Raw genomic sequence first — 21,721 nt, forward strand, 5'->3', positions numbered from 1 at the left:
TATTCCGGACTTTTTTAACCAACCAACCAGTCTTTAAAATCTTTTACACGATCTCTGCTTACCGTAATTTCTCCCACAGGCTGAAAGTCGAGCTCCACTTTATAGTTTGGCGATGTGTGAATGTTTTTGATATATTCAGAATTAATAATAAACTGCCGGTTGACACGGAAAAATTTCTTTTCATCCAAGACATCTTCCAGTTCATCCAAAGTAAAATCTGATGGGTAATGACGGTCCGGAGTCTGGAGATAAACAATTTTATTTTCGCTGAAAAAACAGCTGATCTCATCTGTCTGAATAATTTTCAGATTATACCCTATTTTAACCAAAACTCTCGAAAGTGTAGATTTCTCTTTTTTAATTAACTGCTTAATATTCTCTGAGTTAACAGACTGATCCGATGGTAGAAATGATTTGAACTTTTCAATGGCTCCTGCAAGATCGTCGTTCATAATCGGTTTCAAAAGATAATCGATGCTGTTGAGCTTAAAAGCTTTTAAAGTATACTGATCAAAAGCAGTCGTATAAATGATAAAAGCTTTTGTAGAAATTTTCTCGAAAATATCAAACGAAAGGCCGTCACCCAAAACAATATCAGAAAAAATCAGCTGCGGATGATCGTTTTCTGAAAACCATTTTACAGCATCTTCCACAGATTCTAGGTTTGCAACCAGCTGTAATTCAGGAAACAAGCTCAACATTCTTTCCAGTTTTCTTGCGGCGGGTTTCTCGTCTTCGATGATAACCGTTGTAATCATTGGGTTGGTTTTAGTTTAATCTGAAATAAAAATAATTAAATCTTTTCAGCTTTAAAAATTAATCGGTCTTTTCTCCTTGTTAAGTTCTTCTTGCAGGATTTTATTTTCCCAATCTGCATTCAGAAAAAATAATTTTATCGCTTTTATCGTCAAAATAATTCCCCAGACAGCCAATACAATTGATCCGCGAAAAGAATGATCTGTCTCAGCATATTTCACAAAATTTCTGATCAAAATAATTGATGCTACAATGGCAAAACACATGCAGTTTTTATAGAATGATTTTAAATCTTTTACTTTTTTTTGCGCGATGTTGTAATCCATTTTTTTAGTTTTATGATTCTAATTAAAGTGATTTTGTGTTTTTCATTTCCTCTTCCATCAATTCTCTTATTTTCTTCTCTTCCCAGTTTTTTCCGATTCCGAAAGTTCCTACTGCATGAAGTATAATTCCTAATCCCCAACCTAACATAGGCCAGTAAAACCAAAGATGTTCCGGAGATGTTAAAAGATTCAGAATCAATAAAAACGGAATGACGAGGCAGTATGATGTAAGATTTCCATAAAATCCTTTCAGATCTTTTACTCTTTTGGCGGCTTTTTCGTAGGCTCTGTTTTCTTTGTTGAATGATAGATTTTCCATGATGTTTTATTTTTTAAGTTTTAATATTTTTATTTTTTCCTGAGTCAAATGTAGGATAAGAACCATAGATGATTCAACTTTATATCACCGAACGGTTGTTTTTTGCACCTGAACAGGAAAAATCCCGATTCAATGGAATCAGGACTTTTTTTTAGATGAAACTTTTTAAAATTTACTTATCTTTTTCCATCAGTTCTCTAATTTTTTTCTCTTCCCAGCTTTTGCCAAGGATCAATGTGGGAAAGAAAACGCTCACTCCGTGGGCTGCAAGACCAATACCCCAAAATAAAGGAAGTTTAAGATATTCCCAGCTCCAAAAATTTTCTTCCGGGTATAGCTTGGTCATTTTTAATACAAGAATGAGTACATTCACAAAGACAAACACAATAGAATGAATGTAAAATCCTTTGAGTTTTTTCACTCTTTTTTCTGCTGCCCGATAACGGATTCTCTGCTCTATATTATTTTCCATAACGATTATTTTCTTTTTCTAAAATTTCCTTGATTTTTTTCTGTTCCCAGTTGGTTCCAACAGCAAAAGTACTCATCCCATGAGCAGCAAGACCAATTCCCCAACCCAGCATTGGCCAGTAAAACCAATAGTTATTCGGATTGGTAATTAAATTGACGATAATCAAAAACGGAATCACAATGCAGTACGAAATCAAATTCCCATAGAAACTCTTCATTTCCTGCACCCGCTTTTTAGCTCTTAAGTAAGCCTGATCATCCTCCGCAATCAAATCAGTGATTACTTTTGGTTGATGATTGAGAACCGGAAGTTTAACTTTAAAATAATCTTTCGATTTTTCTATGAACACATTTTTATCTGTAAGTAATGAGTAACGCTGTACAATATTGGCTAAACCAATACCGGCGCTTTCTTTAATCTGCTCCCTAATCTGCAAATTATTTTCGACGCATAAAGTATCGCCTTCTGTGAAGATTCTGATTAGTAATGGTTTTGATGATGTGGCTAAATTATGCTTGATGCAATTTTCTAACAGCAGCTGCAGCGAGAGAGGAACAACAAATCTTTTTAAATCCTGATCTTTCACTTCAAATACAAAATCTACACTATTTTCAAAACGGGTTTTTAGTAGATCGCAGTAGGTTTTCGCAAATTCCATTTCATCTTCTACAGTTACAAGCTCTTTATCTTTCTGCTCCAAAACATACCTGTAAATCTTTGACATTGAGGCAGTAAAATCCTGAGCCTTATGTGGATCTTCATCAATTAATGAGCTCAAAACATTTAAAGAATTAAAAAGGAAATGTGGATCTAACTGGTTTTTTAAACTTTCAAACTGGGCGTTCGCAGATTTTGCAATCAGTTTCTGCTCTACAACTTCTTTTCTTGACGTTTTTTTCAGCTCTTCCATAAAGCCTTTTGCATGCAGAAAAGCCGAGATCAGCAATGCGATATTCACCATAAACCAATTGATGAAATTATATTTTCCTCTAAAAAACTCCTCTGTTGTTGCGCTTTTTTGAAATACAACAAAATTGATGTAATTGCAAAAGTAAACCAGGATAAAATTGGCAATAAGAATCGAAATAATACTTAAAACTGCTCTCTTTTGCGTAGCTTCAGACCAAGGAAGGCGTTTGTTGAGAAAATCGTTGATCAGCCCATTTCCCGCACCGATCAAAAAAGAATACATCAATGAAATAAGAAGACTCAATAAAAAATTACTGATGGTTTTCTCATCTGTGAAAAATATAAAGAAGAATAACGCTGTTGCCAGAGAAACCCAAAGTAAGATGATGTTATTTTTTCGTTTCATGATCTATTTTCTGATTCAAAATTAGTCGATTTTCTAGGCAACAAAAATTATTTCCTGCCGAATGGTATTTTTTGCTATCTGAAGGGCATTAAAAAAAACCTTCCGGATCTGGTGGAAGGTTGAGGTTATTCGTTAAAACTATTTTGTGGGAGCAGACATTCCTATAAAATATTCAGCTTCAGATTTGCCCCAATTAGGATCTAAAGCGGTTTTTGGTTGAAAAGAATTGAACTGTTCCAAAGCCTTTTTGAATTGTTCCATTCCTTTTGTTTTGCTTCCTCCATATTGTTCGGGTGTGAAGTAGGTATCTTCTGCTTTGATCAATGTTACTCTCGGATTGTTGGGATTCAGTTTTTCGGCAATAGTCATTTCTTCCTGAGCCTTCATTCCAAAAGTCATGTATCTTTCCTGAGGGTTGACCATCATTTTTAGAGAATAAGCCATCTTTTGAAGCAGATGGATTTCAGAATTTTCCTTTTCTATACTCGCAGCTGCCTCAATATATTTCTGGGCCTGATCAGCAATAGCATCGAGTTCCTGCAATTTTCCTTCCTGCATCAAAGCTCTTCCTTTCTGGATGTATGACAATGCGGTGTAATAATTTGGCTGCCATTTTTTCTGTTCCTTTTCGGCAATTCTTTGAAAATCATTTGCTAAAGCCTGAAAATCTTGTGGGGTTTTTGCAGCTTCAACTTTCGATATTTTTTCAGTCATTATTTTTTCGTAATTAGCCTGAGCAAATGATAATAAGCTCACACATACTAAAGCAAAACTTAAGAAGATTTTTTTCATAATTTCTAAATTTAAGGTTGTTTTTATTAAAGGTAATTGTTTTATTTAAATTTTATAGATTGTTATTGACAGCATCCTCCGTCTTATCGACCCCAAAACTGATAAACATTCCGACAAAAACAAATGTGTTAACCGGCGGAACAACTGCTGAGCTGTAACTTCCGTTTTGTGAGAAATTATAACCGTAAATATTCTTATTTCCCAATACATTTGAGATACTCAAAACGAATATTGTAAAAGCTTTAGCATCTTTCTTGCCTAAGTTTGGCAAATAATTGAAGCTTAGATTAAGCGAACTGTAATCTTTTAATTTTCCTTCGTTTCTGATATAATTAAAAGTTTCCCCATTCATTTCCTGAGTAGCAATATCATAGTACGGCCGTCCTTTTGCGAAAGTGTAAGATAGATTCACCCCCGTTTTCCACTTGGGAATAAATCTTTTAGCAACTAAAGAAAGCGTATGTTCGGAGGCAAAATTAGGTTTTAAACTGACTGGATAATTCAGAAAATCTCTTTTAGAATCTAAAAATGAATAACTTACCCAGTAATCTATATTTTCAAATGTTTTTTTATCTCTCCAGAATAGTTCGAGGCCTTTTGCAAAACCATTTCCGTTATTATTAAAAGCAGTCTGTACTTGTTGATTCTGGTTTGTATCCTGGAAAATATTCTGAGTTTTGATTAGTTCATCATATTTTTTGTAAAATGCTTCAAATCTCAAACTTCTTCCTTCTGTAGATCTTTGAACCTGAAAAATATAATGCTGTGACCGCTGGAAATCTAACTTTGCGGACGAGTTAATGTATTTACTCTCAGGGTTTTGGTAGAATAATCCATAAGCGAAAGAGGTAGTCCAGTCTTTTGTTAAGCGGTAAGCTATCGCAACACGAGGTGCAATGTTGGCTTTACTCAAATAGGAAGAATTTTCTGCTCTGACACCAATTTTTGCTGATAAATTATTGCTGAAGCCCAAATCTGTTTCTACAAAAGCAGATGAAATAAGATCGCGGTAATTTTTTGTTATCTCGCCAAACTTCAGCTTTTCATCAGCACTGTTGAGTTCAAAACCAGCTCGAAGCGCACTGATTTTATTGATTTTTCTTTCTAAAACTGTTTTAAAATTGATGTAATTTCCATCGTTCGAGAGTTGTGATCTGTCTGATTCGATATCATTTTTTTCTGTTGAAAAATTTAAATCCGACTTATTGTAAGAGTAAGAAGTTCCTGCATTCAGGAGATATCTCCCAAATTTTTGTCTGAAAGATAAATTATGATAGGTATTTCTACCTTTTAACCGTACCAGTGCGAAATCTGAATCGGGTTCTAAACTTTCGGTTTTCACACCCATCTTGTTGGTATCAAACATTCCGTAATATTTAAAGAATCCGCCGGATTTTGTTTTAATCCTGAAGTTTGCATCTCCATTAAGCCCTTGTGGAGCATCAATAAAATCGGTGTTAAAATTAAAAATTTCTTTCATCAGATTAAGATTAGAATATCCTGCTGTTGCTCCGAAAGAATAATTTTTATTATCGCTTAATTTCTGGAAACCTCCATTTAAAAAGATCGGTGCAACACCAAAATCGTATGAACTCTGATCGGGAAGATCTACGCTTTCGAGCATCAAAGCTCCAGAAAGCGCCTGACCGTACAAAGCAGAATATCCACCGCTCGAAAAAATATTTCCTTTGAAAAGAGACGTGTTAAAACGATCTCTTCCAGCAATTCCAGGAACTGAGCTGGAGAAATAATTGTTGATCAGACTGCCATCCATAAAAATTTTAGATTCCGTTCCTGTCCCTCCGCGAACGAATAATCCTTCCGTCTCACCTACCTTCTGAACTCCCGGAAGATAATTTAATGCTGATGAAATCTGCCCATCTGCTCCTGCGGTGGTGTAAATATCAATCGGCGTAAGTAATGCTGTAGCTCTTTTTTTGTCGCTTGCTTCGATAGAACCTGCGGAAACTACAACTGCGTCTATTTCGTTGATCTGTTCTTTTAATTCTGCGTTTAACGAAATGTCTTTATCTTCTATGAGAATAGATTTTTCAATGTCATTGTATTTCGGATGTACGAAAGTAAGAGTGTGTGTTCCTCTTTCTGAGGTTTCAAAAGAGAAATTTCCGCCCGAATCGGTGGTTGCGCCATCATAAGTGTCTTTTAATGTTACATTCACCTCAGCAATTCCTTTATTTTTAAAAGTGACTTTCCCGGAAATTTTAAGTTGAGAATAACTCATGAAAAAGCTAAAGAAGGAAATGATGATGATTAATTTTTTATAATTCGTCTTCATGTATATTTGTTTGACAGCAAAATTATATCGAATTGATTGAATGATTGCTTTTTTTTCTACTGAATGGTTATTTTTTTGGACTGAACAGTTCTTATTGTTGTACAAAATTTAGAATTTGTAAGAATTATTTTTCAAAAAGAGGCGGCGCAAATCTTCGATTTGCGCCGCCTTTCAATATAATTATAATTGTTTTACCCTTTCATTTTCATTTCAGCAATGATGTTCATTGCTTCTTGAAGGTAAGTATCTTTCTTAAGGTTTTTGATCCACATTTCAGATTTCTTCTTGAAAGCTTCATCCTTTTTTTCTCTTTCGATTTCTGCAGGATACATTGAGAATTTTAGTCCGTTTTCAAATTTAGTTAGTGCTTTAAATTTTTCGATCTGAGCTTTTCTCTGCTTCATCAAGTCATTGAATTTATTGATATTCAACGTAATGGTTTCTTCTTTATCCAATTGCTCTCTCCATTTTGCAGATTCAAGCAGCAGCTGATAATTTTGATTTTTTGCCATTCTGTCATTGCTTGATTTTTCTAGGGCTTTCACATCAAAATAGCTAAGCTTCTGATAATTTGAACTAGGAATTTTATCCCAAGCCAAAGCGAAGTCGTCATATCTTTCGCCAACCTCTGCATACGTAAAGAAGTCTTCCATTCGTACATCAGAAACAATTCCCTTTCTCTGATTAGACTCTCCACTGATTCTGTAGAATTTCTGAATTGTCAGTTTTAATGAACCGAAATCATCTTCAGTATTTAAGAACCTGTTTAGATCAACAAAAGTCTGTACGGTACCTTTTCCGAAAGATTGTGGCGAACCAACAATGATTCCTCTTCCGTAATCCTGCATCGCTCCTGCCAAAATTTCAGATGCAGAAGCTGAAAGTTCGTTCTGCATGATTACCAAGGGACCCGTCCAGATCGGAGTTTCCTGTTTGTTTTTTAAAGTCTGAATTTTTCCGTTTCCGTCTTTCACCTGAACATAAGGTCCTGCATTCATAAACAATCCCATGATATCACCAACTTCCGTCAGTGAACCACCGCCGTTATTTCTAAGATCTAAAACGATTCCTTCAATTCCCTGAGCTTTTAGTTTTACGATTTCGTTTTTGATATCATCAGAAGCATTTCTGCCTTTTTCATCTTCAAAATCGGCATTGAAACTTGGTAGATTGATAATTCCGTATTTTTTTCCGTTTGGTGAGTTGACAATAATACTTCTTGCAAAGGTATCTTCAATAGCCACTTCTTCACGAATCATCGTCACTTCTACGATGGTTTTATCTTTTTTCTGAACTGTCAAAGTCACTGGAGTTCCTTTTTCACCTCTGATCAGTCTTACAGCTTCGTCAGAAAGCATTCCCACCACATTAACGTGATCTTCTTTTGGTTTAGACCGTACTTTCAAAATTTTATCCCCCTCGGAAAGTTTTTTAGATTTCCATGCAGGCGCACCGATTGTTAATGCTCCCAAATAAAGATTTCCTTTTTTCTCCTGAATGATGGCACCGATTCCTATTACTTTTCCCTTAAACTGAGTATCAAAATCTTCTTTGTCCTTCGGAGAATAGTAGTTTGTATGCGGATCAAAAACTTCTGTATAGGCGTTCATATAAACTGTAAACCAATCCATTTTCTTTCTCTTTTTAAATCTCGTAAAGGTTTCTTTTACCAGATCTTTTACCTCGTCAGTTGCTTTTGTCAGTTTTTGCTGAGGAGAAAGCATTTCAAGCTTTATGGTATCTTTCAGATTAAATTTCTGCACAGAATCTTTCTTTTCTTTCTGAGATTCTTCTTTACTATTCATCGACTCAATCTCCTGAAGAATGTTGTATTTAATGAATTTTTTCCACTCATTATATTGTTCCTGCTTGTCTTTAGGAACATTTTTGAGCTTTGATTCTAAGGTCAAGGTTTCATCTTCTTCTAAGTTAATAGGTTTACTGAAAATATCCTGGGTGATCTTATCGATTTCGTCGACCCTTTGGTATAATCTGTCAACCGTAAGCTTATAGAAAGAAAGATCACCCAAGTTCAGATAATCATCAAGCTTGGTTTCATGCTTTCCAAATTCTGCCATATCCGATTGCAGGAAATATCTCTTTCCAGGATCGATCATTTCAAAATAATGCTTGTACACATCTTTTGAATAGGCATCATTGATGGGCTTCGGGCTATAATGTAAGTATGAAAGAGTGTTTTTAACGCTCACCATTATCGTCTGCATCTTCTCATCGTCATTCTTTGGCGAATTGAAACAAAACATAAGACTGGTTAATGGAATAAGGAGTAGAAATTTATTTAGTTTAAAATTTTTCCACATAAATCTGTATTGTATATTTTATTAAATTAAAAAAAAGCATTCAATAAGTAGCATTTATTAAATGACTGTTACAAACTATCAAATTTAATACCTTATTTATAATTATCAATTAGTTTTAAGTATTTTTGTTAAAATTTAAATCTTTTATGGAAAAGCCGCTTATTCTGGTAACCAATGATGATGGAATTACTGCTCCGGGTATCAGAAATCTTATAGAATTTATGAACGAAATCGGAGAGGTGATTGTGGTTGCCCCGAATTCTCCGCAAAGTGGAAAAGGTCACGCCATTACCATTAACTCAACATTGAGTTATGAGGAAGTTCATCTCGAAGGTCCTCAAAAAGATTTTTCGTGCAGTGGAACGCCTGTAGACTGTGTAAAAATGGCTTTGGATAAAATTCTTCCGAGAAGACCGGATCTTGTGGTTTCAGGAATCAATCACGGTGCCAATTCTTCTATCAATGTTATTTATTCGGGAACAATGTCTGCAGCTGTAGAAGGCGGTGTAGAGGGTCTACCTTCGATTGGATTTTCTTTACAGGATTTTAGCTGGGAAGCAGATTTTACACAGGCGAAAGAATATATTCAGAATATTGTAAGAAAAACTTTGGAAAACCCGATGCCTAAAGGTGTTGTTTTAAACGTCAATATTCCAAAGCTTTTAAAAGAAGAGATTAAAGGTGTTAAAATCTGCAAACAGGCCAATGCAAAATGGGAAGAAAGTTTTGACGAGAGAGTCAACCCGCACGGGAAAAAATATTACTGGCTTACTGGTTATTTCAACAATATGGATGAATCTGAAGATGCTGATGAAACGGCTTTGGCAAACGGATATATTTCAATTGTTCCGGTGAAGTTTGATATGACGGCTTATGAGTATATGAATACGCTGAATGAGGTGATGAAGTTTGATTAAATAAATATTCTTTTGTCTTGAAACAAAATAATCAAAAATTCAAGACTTGGAATCTGAAGGCTAAAAATTAAAATTTAATCCTAAAATCCCCAAAACTTGCGCGAATTCGCTATTTGTTCTTCGATTCAAAATTTGTCTCGCACTTCGAACAGTGGAAATTTTCAACGGATTAAATTTTAATTTTCTTTACGCTTCAGCTTCCTATGTCATAATTGATTCATTACAGTAAAAAATCTGTACAAATCTTGGGAACTCTTATTTTACTTTTAAGCTCTATTTCTGTGAGAATTTAAAACAAAACCTTATCATCCCTTCTCAATTCCTCCAAATACTTCATTTTATCATCTCTGTAAAACAAATTCATGGTTTCGAACGGGATCATTTTCAGATCTTTATTCACAATATGAACGCATGATTTTTTTACTGCTCGAACATCAAAATCGTGTGCATCCATAAAATTCATAATGATAATCCTAAACAAATTGTCGTAATCTAAATTCGGGGCCGAAACTTCCGGGAGACAACACAATAACTGATTGACCTTCGGCTGAACCTGATCTACAGAAATTCCGGTACTGAAAATATCTAATAGCTGCATTTGCAAACCGGCATCCTGTTCGTAGACGATCGTATTTTTCGTTTCATTATTCAGCAAATCAGCAGGATTGATATATCGCGTCAAAGGTATCGTTTCACCTTCCAGCTTTAGAATATACCCCATTGCCAAAGAATCCGGATTACACGGAACAGGAATTATATCATCACCGTTCAACAGCGGAAACTGGTTTAAAATTTCCTGTCTTACTTCTGTCAATGTAATTTTTTCGTGAACTGAATCTTCACGGTTTCTTCCTGCAACTTCAACAGGCTGAAAAGTGATTCCACGAACGCATTTTTGTTTTAAAGCAAACTCAATCAGCTTTCCGATCTCGTCAATATTTTTTCCTTTCTGAAGGACAATAACCAATGTTGTGGAAAGATTTAATTCATTTAATTTTTCTAAAGCTTTCATACGGACATTCGTCAGATCTTTCCCCCTGAAATCTTCCAAAACTTCAGGCTTAAAAGAATCAAACTGAAGATAAATTTCAAATTCCGGAGCATAAGTTGCGAGCTTTTCTGCAAAACCGGGATCATTGGCAATTCGAATTCCGTTGGTATTGAGCATTAAATGTTTAATAGGCTTCGACTTGGCAATATCCATGATTTTAAAAAATTCAGGATGAATTGTAGGTTCTCCACCACTGATCTGAACGACATCGGGTTCGCCTTCGTTTTTAACAATGGTATCAAACATTGCCTCAATTTGCTCCAAACTTCTGTGACTACCGTAATGCGGTGATGACATTGCATAACACGTGGGACAGGTCAGGTTACAGCGGTCGGTCACTTCCACAATAGAAAGACAGCTATGTTGCTCATGATCAACACACAAGCCACAATCATAAGGACAGCCAAATTCTACATCTGTCCCAAAATGAACAGGCATTTCCGATGCTTTATTATAGTTTCTAATATTTTTGTAATACTGAACGTCTGCAGCAATCATCGTTTTAAAGAAACCGTGATCAGGGCATCTTTTGGTCATAAAAACCGCTTCATCTTCAATGATGATCTTTGCGCCTACTCTTTTCAGGCATTCTGGACAAAGGCTGATTGTATAATCGTAATAGGTATAATTTCTTACCGGCATAATTTTAATTTTTTACATTCCTCCACATACAACCCCGCTTATCAATCCACAGATTAACATAGAAATAAGCATCGTCATCCAAAACTGTTTTTTAGAAAATTTTCGACCGTCTTTACTTTCATAAATCAATTTTACAAAAACGGTAACAAATAATGATACAAAGGCAGCTACACCAAGAATCATCAGAATAATGATGGCGACCAAACCTTCTAACCCACCAACTTCCAAGAGTGTAAGCATTTTCATAATTTAATTATTTTTTTAGGTTGAATTAAATTTCTCTCGCTTTTTAATACATAAATATAATAAATAATCATTGAAAGACAGACTAGTTGAATGGTTCCCAAATTCCCGATCATATCAATTTTAGGTTTAATAAAATCTAAAAGAAATCTGAATGAAAAATAACTCAGCATAAAAAGTTTAAACAAAAATCCGGAAACATATTTATTCTTCCGAGCAATCATTTTCAGTTCAAACCACATGAAAAGTAAAAATGCAATCTCATATAATGCGACAGGATGTCTGAGATATTCATCACCAAGATGCATTCCGAAAATAGATTCTGTGGGTAATCCGTAAGTTTCTTCATGAACTCCCATGAAAAAACAACCTATCCGTCCGATAATGATCGCTAAAATTAAAGGAAAAACGATCAAATCTCCTGTACTTTCTTTGTGACCGACAACTTTCTTGGCTATTTCTACACCGATTAATCCGAAAGTTAATCCGCCAACAATGGTATTATTCGTCCAAAATCTTTTAAAGCTAAAATTTTCAAACAAAACATACGGGTTTTCGAGATTTCCGATCAATTTTGAACCGATCAAAGCTCCTGCTGTTGCACCAATGAGTACGGCAGCCGAAGTATTAAAAGACATTTTTTCAGTAGATTTTCTTTTTAAATAAAAATAATAACGCATTGCTACGAATATCCCTAGTGTTTCAAACACAGGGTGCGCAAGAATCGTTTTTCCAAAAATTTGAAATGTAACAGGAAAATCCATCATTTCAAAAGTAGTATATTTAAGATAAATTTCTAATTTTAATTTTTAAACATTAATCAAATTATAAAATGCGGATAGAAAATGATATAAAGCTGGGCTTTAAAGATGTGATGTTCAGACCAAAACGTTCAACTTTAAAATCAAGATCAGAAGTTGACCTGGAAAGAGAGTTTACCTTCCTTCACACTCAAAAAAAATGGAAAGGCACCCCCATTATTGCAGCCAATATGGACACCGTGGGAACTTTTGAAATGGCTGTTCAACTGGCAAAAGATAAAATTATCACCGCAGTACACAAACATTACACCGTTGAAGAATGGTCAGAATTCCTTGAAAATCAAGACAAAAGCATTCATCAATACATCGCTCTGAGTACCGGAACAGGAAAGGCTGACGAAGAAAAAATTAAAGTAATTCTTGATCAACATCCTCAGATTGAATTTCTGTGTATTGATGTAGCTAATGGCTATTCTGAACATTTTGTGCAGTTTGTAAAAAAAGCAAGAGCCAATTTTCCTGATAAAATAATTATTGCCGGAAATGTGGTAACCGGAGAAATGGTAGAAGAACTTCTTTTGGTGGGTGCAGACATTATCAAAGTGGGAATTGGTCCAGGATCGGTATGCACAACGAGAGTAAAAACCGGTGTTGGTTATCCTCAGCTTTCCGCCATTATCGAATGTTCAGATGCGGCCCATGGATTAAAAGGTCATATCATTGCAGACGGCGGGTGTAAGGTTCCGGGAGATGTTGCGAAAGCCTTTGGCGGTGGAGCAGATTTTGTAATGCTCGGCGGAATGTTTGCCGGTCACGATGAAAGCGGTGGCGAAATGATAGAAGAAAATGGTAAAAAGTTTAAACTGTTCTACGGAATGAGTTCTAAAACCGCAATGGATAAACATGCAGGCGGCGTTGCTGAGTACAGAGCTTCGGAAGGAAAAACAGTAAAAATAAAATACAAAGGTCCGGTATCCGAAACTGTGAAAGATATCCTGGGCGGAGTGCGCTCTACCTGTACATATGTTGGCGCTTCTACACTCAGAGAATTATCAAAAAGAACAACTTTTATAAGAGTCCAGGAGCAGGAAAACCAAATTTTTAATGATTAAACAAAAAAAATCCCTTTCATTGCTTTTATGAAAGGGATCATATTTTAGATTAAAATCTTCATTAAGTAAGCATTCCGCCGTCTACATTCAATACCTGTCCGGAAATATAAGACGACATTTCGCTTCCAAAAAATACACACGCATTGGCTACGTCTTCCGGTTGTCCTCCTCTTTTCAAAGGAATACCTTCTCTCCATCCCTGAACTGTTTTTTCATCTAAAGCGGCTGTCATTTCGGTTTCAATAAATCCCGGAGCAATAGCGTTGCAACGGATATTTCTTGAACCTAATTCAAGCGCTATAGATTTTGTAAAACCAATAACTCCAGCTTTAGAAGCAGCATAGTTTGCCTGTCCGGCATTTCCTTTTACACCAACCACAGAGGTCATATTGATGATAGAGCCCGATTTTGCCTTCATCATTGGCTTAATTACAGCCTTGGTAAGGTTGAATACAGAATCTAAATTGACTTTGATGATGGTATCCCAGTCGTCTTTTGACATTCTCATCAATAGGTTATCTTTTGTAATTCCAGCATTGTTGACCAAAATATCAATCTTGCCGAACTCAGCCATTACTTCTTCTACTAACTTTTGAGCGGCATCATAATCTGAAGCATCAGACTGATATCCCTTAATTTGAGTTACAGAACTTAAAGCAGTTTCTAATTCTTTTGCCTTTTCCACAGAACCGGCATAAGTAAAAGCTACTTTAGCACCCTGTTGAGCGAAAATTTCAGCAATTCCTTTTCCGATACCTCTTGTAGCTCCGGTAATTAGCGCTACTTTTCCTTCTAATAATTTCATATATTTTGATAGTTATTTAAATTTGATATTCTTGTCGGCAAAGATATTATTTATCTTAAAATATTGTACTGTTTATGAATTCAAAATCCTCAATTACTTGATTGAATTATTCACAATGAGGACAATTTCGCCTTTTAAAGTTTTACTTTTAGAAAATTCAATTAACTCATCAATTGTACCTCTTTTTGTTTCTTCAAATTTTTTTGAAATTTCCCGGCTCAAACTTGCTCTTGTTTCTTCCCCGAAAAATTCTTTGATCTGTTCTAAAGTCGTGTTGATCTTATGCGGACTTTCGTATAAAACAATGGTTTTTTTCTCTTCTGCTAATTGTTTCAGTTTTGTTTGTCTTCCTTTTTTTGGAGGAAGGAAACCTGCAAACAAAAATTCATTATTTGGTAATCCGGAAACCACCAGCGCCGGAATCAAAGCGGTTGCTCCTGGAAGACAGATCATTTCAATACTGTTATCCGAACCGGCTTTTGCCAATAAATAGCCGGGGTCAGAAATTCCCGGAGTTCCTGCATCGGTAATGATGGCGATATTTTGACCGCTTCTAAGGTCTGTAATTATTTTTTCAGTAGCTTGATGCTCATTGTGCAAATGATATGATTTTAAAGGCTTTGAAATCTCGTAATGTTTCAAAAGCACTCCCGAAGTCCGCGTATCTTCGCATAAAATATAATCTACTTCTTTCAGCACTTTTATCGCTCTGAAAGTCATGTCTTCTAAGTTCCCGACAGGTGTTGGAACAAAATATAGGATTCCGCTCAAAATTATAAGAATTTATTTTCTACCAATATCCAAAGTCTCTGAGCATATTCATCTACTTTATTCCATTTTCGGTCATAATAAAGTTCGCTCAGATATTCTTTAGCCTCTTCCAGATTCTTGCATTTGTTCAGTTCCGAAACAGCGTGATTAAGATCTGTCTGGCTTCCTCCGAAAAGCAATTTTGTGAAAGCCATTCTGTCGTTCAGATCTAGTCTGAACTCTGGCTTTTGCTTTTCAGCTTCCATATATTCTGTTGGAATATTGGTTTTCAGTATACTTCCTGTATCTTCTTTAGATATCGAATCCTGCTTTTCCTGCGGAATTTCTCTTGAAAGAGGATCGTCATCAAATAAGGTCTGAATTGTTTTCAACCCTTTTATATTTGCCAACCTTATTTTTTTCTCCCGCTGATAGGCCTCAAGGTTTTCAAAGCTTTCATCAGATGCCGGTTTTTCTTTTTCTGCTTCTGGCAAAGGTCTGTCTATATCAACGATTTTTCTCCTGTCAGTTTCTTCAGCTTTTAATACCGAACTTTCGTTATCCGATTCAGTATCTCTCTTTATTTCTGTAAGAATGCTTTCTACATTAGAATTTTCTGTGATCATTTCATCTTCATCATATTTAAAATCGTCTGAAACAGAGTCATTTTCAGACTCTTCAATCAAAATTTCATCTTCGAGCTGCTCAGACTCAAACATATTAGGAATTTTTTCAGCTGAATTTTCATTTGTTCTCAGAGACTCATGATTTTCCTGAATTTTTTCTTCCTCTTCAAATAAATCTGAAACGCTTTCATCTGAAATTTCATTTTCAAACTCATCAATTTCGTTTAACTGATTATTAAAAATAGCCTCTTCTTCTGTCACTTTCTGGTCAAATGTTTCCTCATCACTGGAATCATCTTCTGGAACAGAATTTTCAAGAATTCTTTCTTCATCCACAAAGCTTAAAACTTTTGAAGTTTCTTCAGATACATCTTCTTCGATTTCATTCATCTGATGGTCAAAAATTGATTCTTCTCTAGCACTTTCTATATTTAAATCTTCCTGAATTGTATCTTCTTCATTCAAAATTTCAGAATCTTCTGCAATATTCTCCTCTTCTGCAATACTGACCAGATTTTCATGGTATTCATTTTCAACAATTTCATTGAGTTGATTATTGAAAATGGCCTCTTCTTCCATCACATTGCTGGGGAGATTGCTTTCACTTACTCCAATCTCATTCAGTTCGTTGTTAAAAATAGCTTCCTCTTCCATGATCCCGTGTAAAAAATCCTGAGACTCTGCTTTCATTTCAACTGTTTGATTATCTGAAAACTGTAAATCATTATTTTGGTAATACTCCACTTTAGAATTCAGCAGTTTTAAAAATGAAATTCTGTCTGCAAGCTCATCGATAAGATTTTGCTTAGAAAGTAGCTCGTCAATATGGTTTATTTTGTCAAGAATACTAATGATATTCTTAGATTCAAAAAAAATTTTTTCCTGTAAATCTTGGATGTTCTGCATAGAAGAATCTTATTAAAATTGCTTACTTTTGATCTTAAAATATTACGGCTAAAATAACAAATGTTTTTAGAAAATACAATTAATCATTCCAAACAAAGCGGTTGGATGGAAGTTATTTGTGGTTCGATGTTTTCCGGAAAAACCGAAGAGTTGATCCGAAGACTCAGAAGGGCTGAAATGGCGGGGCAGAATGTGGAAATTTTCAAACCCAAAACAGACACAAGATATTCTGATGAAGATGTTGTTTCGCACAATAAAAATAAAATCCGAAGTACTGCAGTAGAAAATCCTAACGAAATTATTCTTTTGGGGTCAAATTGCGATGTAGTGGGAATTGATGAAGCGCAATTCTTTGACGAAAGCATCGTTGAGGTAGCTAATCAATTGGCTAACAACGGTATTCGCGTGGTAATCGCCGGCTTGGATATGGATTTTCTCGGGCGTCCTTTCGGACCAATCCCTAATCTGATGGCAACTGCAGAATATGTGACCAAGGTGCACGCTATTTGTAAAAGAACAGGAAATCTGGCAAATTATTCAATGAGGATCTCCCAGGGGAATGATCTGGTAGAATTAGGAGAAACTGAAAGTTATGAAGCGGTGAGCCGTCGTGTTTTTATTGAAGAAGTGCTTTCTAAGAAGAAATAATGATTAAATTAGATTGAATTTAAATCATCAACTACACAACAAGTTCGGAGGCTAATGAATTATACAATACAGCAAATTGCAGACATTACTGATACGGAAGTTATTGGAGATAAATATTTATCAATCAAAAACATAGCTTTTGACAGCAGAATTATTTACTCAACTAAACATACTGCGTTTGTTGCAATCAATACAAAAAAAAATTCTGGTGAAAAGTTTATAGAATCGGCTATAGACCGAGGAATTAATGTGATTATTTCTGAACACCATTATCCGCAATTTGAAAATGTAACATGGATTATTGTTAAAAATTCTATTGAATTTCTTCAAAAGTTAGCTCAATTTCATTTCGAACACTCAAAAATACAATCCATCGGAATTACCGGTAGCAATGGTAAAACAATTCTTAAAGAATGGCTCTATCAATGCTTATGGAACGAATTTCCAACGGTAAAAAGCCCGAAAAGCTTTAATTCGCAGATTGGTCTTCCTCTTTCTTTGCTGCAAATAAATTCAGCTCACCAGCTAGGAATTTTTGAAGTAGGTATTTCAATGCCTGATGAAATGCAGAGATTGGAAAATATTTTTCATCCACAAATTGGATTGCTGACTCATATTGGTACCGCTCATGCAGCCAATTTCACATCTGAAGAAGATTTAATTGATGAAAAATTGAAGCTTTTTAAAGATTCTGAGGTCATTATTTTTAATGGAGACAATCAAATAGTTTTCAATAAAATAAACAGCCTGTATTCAGGTAAAAAATTAATCTCATACGGATTTGATGAAGCTAACGATGTTCGTATTAAAAACAATAATTCAAAAAACGAAAATGTCGTTGTACAATATCTGGGTGAAGAGATCATATTCCCTGTTCATCAAAGAGATGAAGCCACTTTGATCAATGCTTTGGCACTGATAACGGTTTTGAAACAGCTGAAAATCAGCAATGAAAAAATTGTGGATAAAATCAATTCTTTGAAAGCTGTAGAGATGCGCTTGGAAGCCATTGAAGGAATTAAAAACAATATCATTATCAATGATTCCTTTAATTTAGATCTGGATTCTTTAAAGACCTCCTTACAATTTCTTAATGAATATAAAAAAGCGAAAAAATCTCTGGTGTTAACTGATATTATTGGCGTCAATGCCAATTCTAAGGAGTTGTATGGAGAAGTTTCAGAATTAGTCAATGACCAAAATTTTGACACTGTCTTTCTAATTGGTGAGAAAATTACTCAATTTAAGTATTTGTTTAAATCTAAAACATTTACTTTTATTGATGCCCAGGAATTGATTGATAATAAACATCTTACAGAAATTGAAAATCAAATCATTCTTTTAAAAGGTGCAAGAAAGTTTCAGATTGAAAAACTGAAGGATCTGCTCGAACTCAGAAAACATGATACGGTTTTAGAGGTCAATTTAAACGCTATACTTCATAATATTAATTATCATAAATCTTTGCTGAAACCTACAACCAAAATGATGGCAATGGTAAAAGCAAATGCTTACGGATTAGGAAGCTATGAAATATCTGAGTTTTTACAGCATCACCATATTGATTATCTGGGAGTTGCTTATGCAGATGAAGGGGTTGAGCTTCGGAAAAAAGGAATCACCACCCCCATTGTGGTGATGAATCCTGAACAGCATAGTTATGACGCAATTATCCAGTACAATCTTGAGCCGGAAATTTACAGTTTAAGAGTTTTGGAATTGTTTTATGATTCAGTACAGAAATCAGGATTTGATAAGAAATACCCGATTCATATCAAACTTGAAACCGGAATGCATCGCCTTGGGTTTAAAGAATATGAGCTGGATCAGCTGATCCAAAGTTTAGTACATAAAAACTTGACAATTCAGAGTGTTTTCAGTCATCTATCTTCCTCGGATATTCCGGATGAGAAGGAATTTACAATGAAACAGCTAAAGATATTTGAAAAAAACTCAAGTTATTTAATTGAAAAATTAAATAATCGCCCGTTCCGCCATATTTTAAATTCCTCAGGAATCACTAATTATACTGATTATCAGTATGACTTGGTAAGAATTGGAATTGGAATGCTAGGAGAATCATCCGATTTTGAAATTCAGAAGCAGCTGCAGTCAACAGTCAGCTTTAAAACGGTTATTTCGCAGATTTCTTTAGTAGAGAACGGAGAATCTGTAGGTTACAGCCGAAAATATAAAACAGATCATTTAACAAAAATTGCAACTATTCCTGTAGGTTATGCAGACGGAATACCAAGATTAATCGGAAATGAGGTTGGAAATGTAGGAATTCATAAAACTCTTGTTCCAATCGTTGGAAATATTTGTATGGATATGATGATGATTAATGTCGACAGTGTCTCAAACGTAAAAGAAGGTGATACCGTCACGGTTTTTAATTCAAAACCAAGTCTCAAAGAATTTGCAGGGTACTGCAAAACAATCACCTATGAAGTTTTAACCTCAATTTCTCCTCGTGTGAAACGGATTTATATAAAAGATTAATTATGAAGAAACTCCTTGTTTTTTTATTCGCATTTCAATTGCTATTTGTCCAGTCGCAGGTGAAAAAAGGTTTGGTCATTCCAAAAAATCCAAAAATTGGACTTTCTCTTGCGGGTGGTGGTGCAAAAGGTTTTGCACATGTCGGAGTTTTGAAGGTATTGGATTCCTTAGGAGTAAAAGTTGACTATATCTCAGGAACCAGCATGGGAGCGATCGTTGGAGGCTTATATGCAGCAGGCTATACGGGCAAAGATATTGAGAAAATTATAACTGATACAGACTTCTACTCTTTAATCAGAGACCCAAAATCACGTACTGAGAGCACATTTTTCAATAAATCGGTTGATAAATATCTGCTTTCTATTCCTTTAAAAAACGGAAAGATCAATCTTCCATCTTCAATCAGCTCAGGACAGAAAAATGTGTATTTGCTGAAAGAATTATTTAAAAATGTATCCACAATCGAGGATTTCTCTAAACTTCCCATTCCCTTTTTATGCGTTGCCACTAATTTAGAAAGCGGTAATATGCAAATTTTTGAAAAAGGAGATCTGGTGCAGTCAATCATGGCAAGCTCTGCTTTTCCCTCATTGATGGATCCGGTAAAGATTGGCGATAGCATCTATATTGATGGAGCAATGACCGTCAATTATCCTTCAAAACCTCTAAAAGATAAGGGAATCGACATCGTGATAGGGGTAGATTTAAATCAGGACCTTTCAAGAAGAGAAGATTTAAATAACATCATTTCAATTTTAAATCAGGTAATTGATTTTGGAATCCAAAAAGATACTCGACGTCAGTATAAATTTACCGATATCAATATAAAACCGAATCTTAAAGGAATGACCGCTACTAGCTACGATGACAAGAAAAAAATTCTTGACAGCGGTTTTGTAGAAGGATTAAAATATGCAGACATCTTAGATCAGCTTCCAAAAAGAGATTTTGACCGTTTGAGACAAGCCGTAAATCCTATCTATTCTAACGTTTATAAGATAGATAGCATTGATATCGTAGGAAGCAGAATATATGGTAAAAACTACGTTCTAGGTAAGATGAATCTCAGGCTCCCATCATTACAAACGTATGGCAGTGTAAATAGAGGAATTGATAAGTTAGTAGCCACAAATAATTATCGTTTTATCAATTATGATATCGTAACAGAAGATGATATCAGTTATCTGAAATTATATGTTACAGAAGATGATGCGAGACATTTTCTAAAATTTGGATTGCATTATGACGAAATTTTCAAAACCGGGTTGCTTCTGAACTATTCTGCGAAAAGATTACTCTTCAAAAACTCTAATCTTTCTTTAGACATTGTAGTTGGGGATAAACCTAGATATTACCTCAATTATTTCGTTGATAACGGCTATATTCCGGGATTTGGGCTTTACTCTTCCGGGATGAGTTTTGATTTAAAAGGAGACAATAATATCAATGTTGACAAATGGGAGTGGCTAAGAAATGAAGTGTATATACAATCTATCTGGAAAGACAAATACGCCATCGGAACTGGATTAAGCCATGATTATTTCGAAGCGGAAATGAATGGTACCAACAAAAGATACAATCGTTTTTTGAATCCCTATGTATTTCTGAAAAGTGATACCCAGGACGATAAAGATTTCCCACGAAGAGGATTTTATTTAAATGCTGAAGGCAAAGTCATTGATTTGTTAAAATCTGAAGTTGAAAAAAGAGTTGTACAGGTAAAAGCAGATATCAGAGTAAATGTTCCAATATCAAAACAGTTCAGCTATCACCTTAATTTATACGGAGGGATTACCATTGGCGATAATCTTCCACAATTTTATCAATACAGATTAGGTGGAATATTTGAACAAAATGTTGTGAATTTTAAAACATTCAATGGTTTTTATTTTGCACAGTTAAACAGCAGCAACGTTGCCATGATTTCAAACGATATTCAGTTTAAATTTTATAAAAACTTTTTCCTGAGCGGAAATTTTTCTTTTGCCAATCTTTCAGATGATATCAGTTTTGAAGATGCCGTAAAAGTGAATTACAGCTCATTAGGCATCATGGCTGGCTACAAGTCTCCTTTTGGGCAGATCAAATTCAATTTCAGCCATTCACTTAAAAATAATCAAAAAGGTATATTCAGTGTTATTCTAGGACATTGGTTTTAAAA

The 21,721-nt window shown here is 34.9% G+C and carries 19 protein-coding genes; 5 read left to right on the top strand and 14 right to left on the bottom strand.

The window, feature by feature from the left end:
* Positions 1–14 precede the first annotated feature (14 nt).
* From K0U91_RS06295 to K0U91_RS06330, 8 genes are all read right to left on the bottom strand, one after another.
* Entirely contained in the window at positions 15–758 is a 744-nt protein-coding gene (locus K0U91_RS06295) for a LytR/AlgR family response regulator transcription factor (protein ID WP_220178803.1), read from the bottom strand.
* 51 nt (positions 759–809) lie between these two features.
* Positions 810–1,082, bottom strand: coding sequence for a 2TM domain-containing protein (locus tag K0U91_RS06300; protein ID WP_220178804.1), 273 nt, complete (start codon positions 1,080–1,082; stop codon positions 810–812).
* A gap of 22 nt (positions 1,083–1,104) precedes the next feature.
* Complete coding sequence (locus K0U91_RS06305; RefSeq protein WP_219969891.1) at positions 1,105–1,401, bottom strand: 2TM domain-containing protein; 297 nt, start codon at positions 1,399–1,401, stop codon at positions 1,105–1,107.
* A 172-nt stretch (positions 1,402–1,573) separates the two neighbouring features.
* Complete coding sequence (locus K0U91_RS06310) at positions 1,574–1,873, bottom strand: 2TM domain-containing protein (protein ID WP_220178805.1); 300 nt, start codon at positions 1,871–1,873, stop codon at positions 1,574–1,576.
* Entirely contained in the window at positions 1,863–3,188 is a 1,326-nt protein-coding gene (locus K0U91_RS06315; RefSeq protein WP_219969889.1) for a 2TM domain-containing protein, read from the bottom strand. Before K0U91_RS06315 ends, K0U91_RS06310 begins: the two co-directional genes overlap by 11 nt.
* Before the next feature lie 138 nt (positions 3,189–3,326).
* Positions 3,327–3,980, bottom strand: a complete 654-nt coding sequence (locus K0U91_RS06320) for a hypothetical protein (protein ID WP_220178806.1) — start codon at positions 3,978–3,980, stop codon at positions 3,327–3,329.
* A gap of 52 nt (positions 3,981–4,032) precedes the next feature.
* The gene (locus K0U91_RS06325; protein ID WP_220178807.1) at positions 4,033–6,276 is read right to left on the bottom strand and encodes a TonB-dependent receptor; all 2,244 of its coding nucleotides are present in this window, start codon (positions 6,274–6,276) and stop codon (positions 4,033–4,035) included.
* A gap of 191 nt (positions 6,277–6,467) precedes the next feature.
* A complete protein-coding gene (locus K0U91_RS06330; protein WP_219969886.1) occupies positions 6,468–8,597 on the bottom strand; it encodes a carboxy terminal-processing peptidase in 2,130 nt (709 codons plus the stop codon).
* A gap of 146 nt (positions 8,598–8,743) precedes the next feature.
* Here K0U91_RS06330 and surE point away from each other — a divergent pair, with 146 nt between their 5' ends.
* Complete coding sequence (gene surE, locus K0U91_RS06335; protein ID WP_220178808.1) at positions 8,744–9,514, top strand: 5'/3'-nucleotidase SurE; 771 nt, start codon at positions 8,744–8,746, stop codon at positions 9,512–9,514.
* Positions 9,515–9,803: 289 nt separating this feature from the next.
* Here surE and K0U91_RS06340 read toward each other — a convergent pair whose 3' ends face one another.
* From K0U91_RS06340 to K0U91_RS06350, 3 genes are read right to left on the bottom strand one after another with little or no spacing between them, the layout of a single operon-like run.
* Positions 9,804–11,207 (bottom strand): radical SAM protein, encoded by a 1,404-nt coding sequence (locus K0U91_RS06340; RefSeq protein WP_219969884.1) that lies wholly within the window; start codon positions 11,205–11,207, stop codon positions 9,804–9,806.
* Between the two features lie 12 nt (positions 11,208–11,219).
* Positions 11,220–11,447, bottom strand: a complete 228-nt coding sequence (locus K0U91_RS06345; RefSeq protein WP_258319591.1) for a hypothetical protein — start codon at positions 11,445–11,447, stop codon at positions 11,220–11,222.
* 2 nt (positions 11,448–11,449) lie between these two features.
* Positions 11,450–12,217, bottom strand: a complete 768-nt coding sequence (locus K0U91_RS06350; RefSeq protein WP_220178809.1) for a prolipoprotein diacylglyceryl transferase — start codon at positions 12,215–12,217, stop codon at positions 11,450–11,452.
* Positions 12,218–12,282: 65 nt separating this feature from the next.
* Between K0U91_RS06350 and K0U91_RS06355 the strand changes: the two genes are divergently transcribed.
* Entirely contained in the window at positions 12,283–13,323 is a 1,041-nt protein-coding gene (locus K0U91_RS06355) for a GMP reductase (protein ID WP_219969881.1), read from the top strand.
* A 61-nt stretch (positions 13,324–13,384) separates the two neighbouring features.
* On the opposite strand, the gene fabG is transcribed toward K0U91_RS06355, so the two are convergent.
* The 3 genes from fabG to K0U91_RS06370 form a co-directional block, all read right to left on the bottom strand.
* Complete coding sequence (gene fabG / locus K0U91_RS06360; RefSeq protein WP_219969880.1) at positions 13,385–14,128, bottom strand: 3-oxoacyl-[acyl-carrier-protein] reductase; 744 nt, start codon at positions 14,126–14,128, stop codon at positions 13,385–13,387.
* A gap of 93 nt (positions 14,129–14,221) precedes the next feature.
* Complete coding sequence (gene rsmI, locus K0U91_RS06365) at positions 14,222–14,899, bottom strand: 16S rRNA (cytidine(1402)-2'-O)-methyltransferase (protein WP_219969879.1); 678 nt, start codon at positions 14,897–14,899, stop codon at positions 14,222–14,224.
* Positions 14,900–14,901: 2 nt separating this feature from the next.
* On the bottom strand, positions 14,902–16,410 hold the full coding sequence (locus K0U91_RS06370) for a ring-infected erythrocyte surface antigen domain-containing protein (protein ID WP_220178810.1): 1,509 nt from the start codon (positions 16,408–16,410) through the stop codon (positions 14,902–14,904).
* A 60-nt stretch (positions 16,411–16,470) separates the two neighbouring features.
* Between K0U91_RS06370 and K0U91_RS06375 the strand changes: the two genes are divergently transcribed.
* The 3 genes from K0U91_RS06375 to K0U91_RS06385 are packed head-to-tail and all read left to right on the top strand — an operon-like array spanning position 16,471 to position 21,719.
* Positions 16,471–17,058 carry a thymidine kinase gene (locus K0U91_RS06375; protein WP_219969877.1) on the top strand — a complete coding sequence of 196 codons (588 nt, stop codon included), beginning with the start codon at positions 16,471–16,473 and terminating at the stop codon, positions 17,056–17,058.
* 54 nt (positions 17,059–17,112) lie between these two features.
* Positions 17,113–19,560 (top strand): bifunctional UDP-N-acetylmuramoyl-tripeptide:D-alanyl-D-alanine ligase/alanine racemase, encoded by a 2,448-nt coding sequence (locus tag K0U91_RS06380; RefSeq protein ID WP_220178811.1) that lies wholly within the window; start codon positions 17,113–17,115, stop codon positions 19,558–19,560.
* Between the two features lie 2 nt (positions 19,561–19,562).
* Positions 19,563–21,719 (top strand): patatin-like phospholipase family protein, encoded by a 2,157-nt coding sequence (locus K0U91_RS06385; RefSeq protein ID WP_219969875.1) that lies wholly within the window; start codon positions 19,563–19,565, stop codon positions 21,717–21,719.
* Positions 21,720–21,721 lie beyond the last annotated feature (2 nt).

The organism is Chryseobacterium sp. LJ668, assembly GCF_019613955.1.
GTDB lineage: Bacteria > Bacteroidota > Bacteroidia > Flavobacteriales > Weeksellaceae > Chryseobacterium.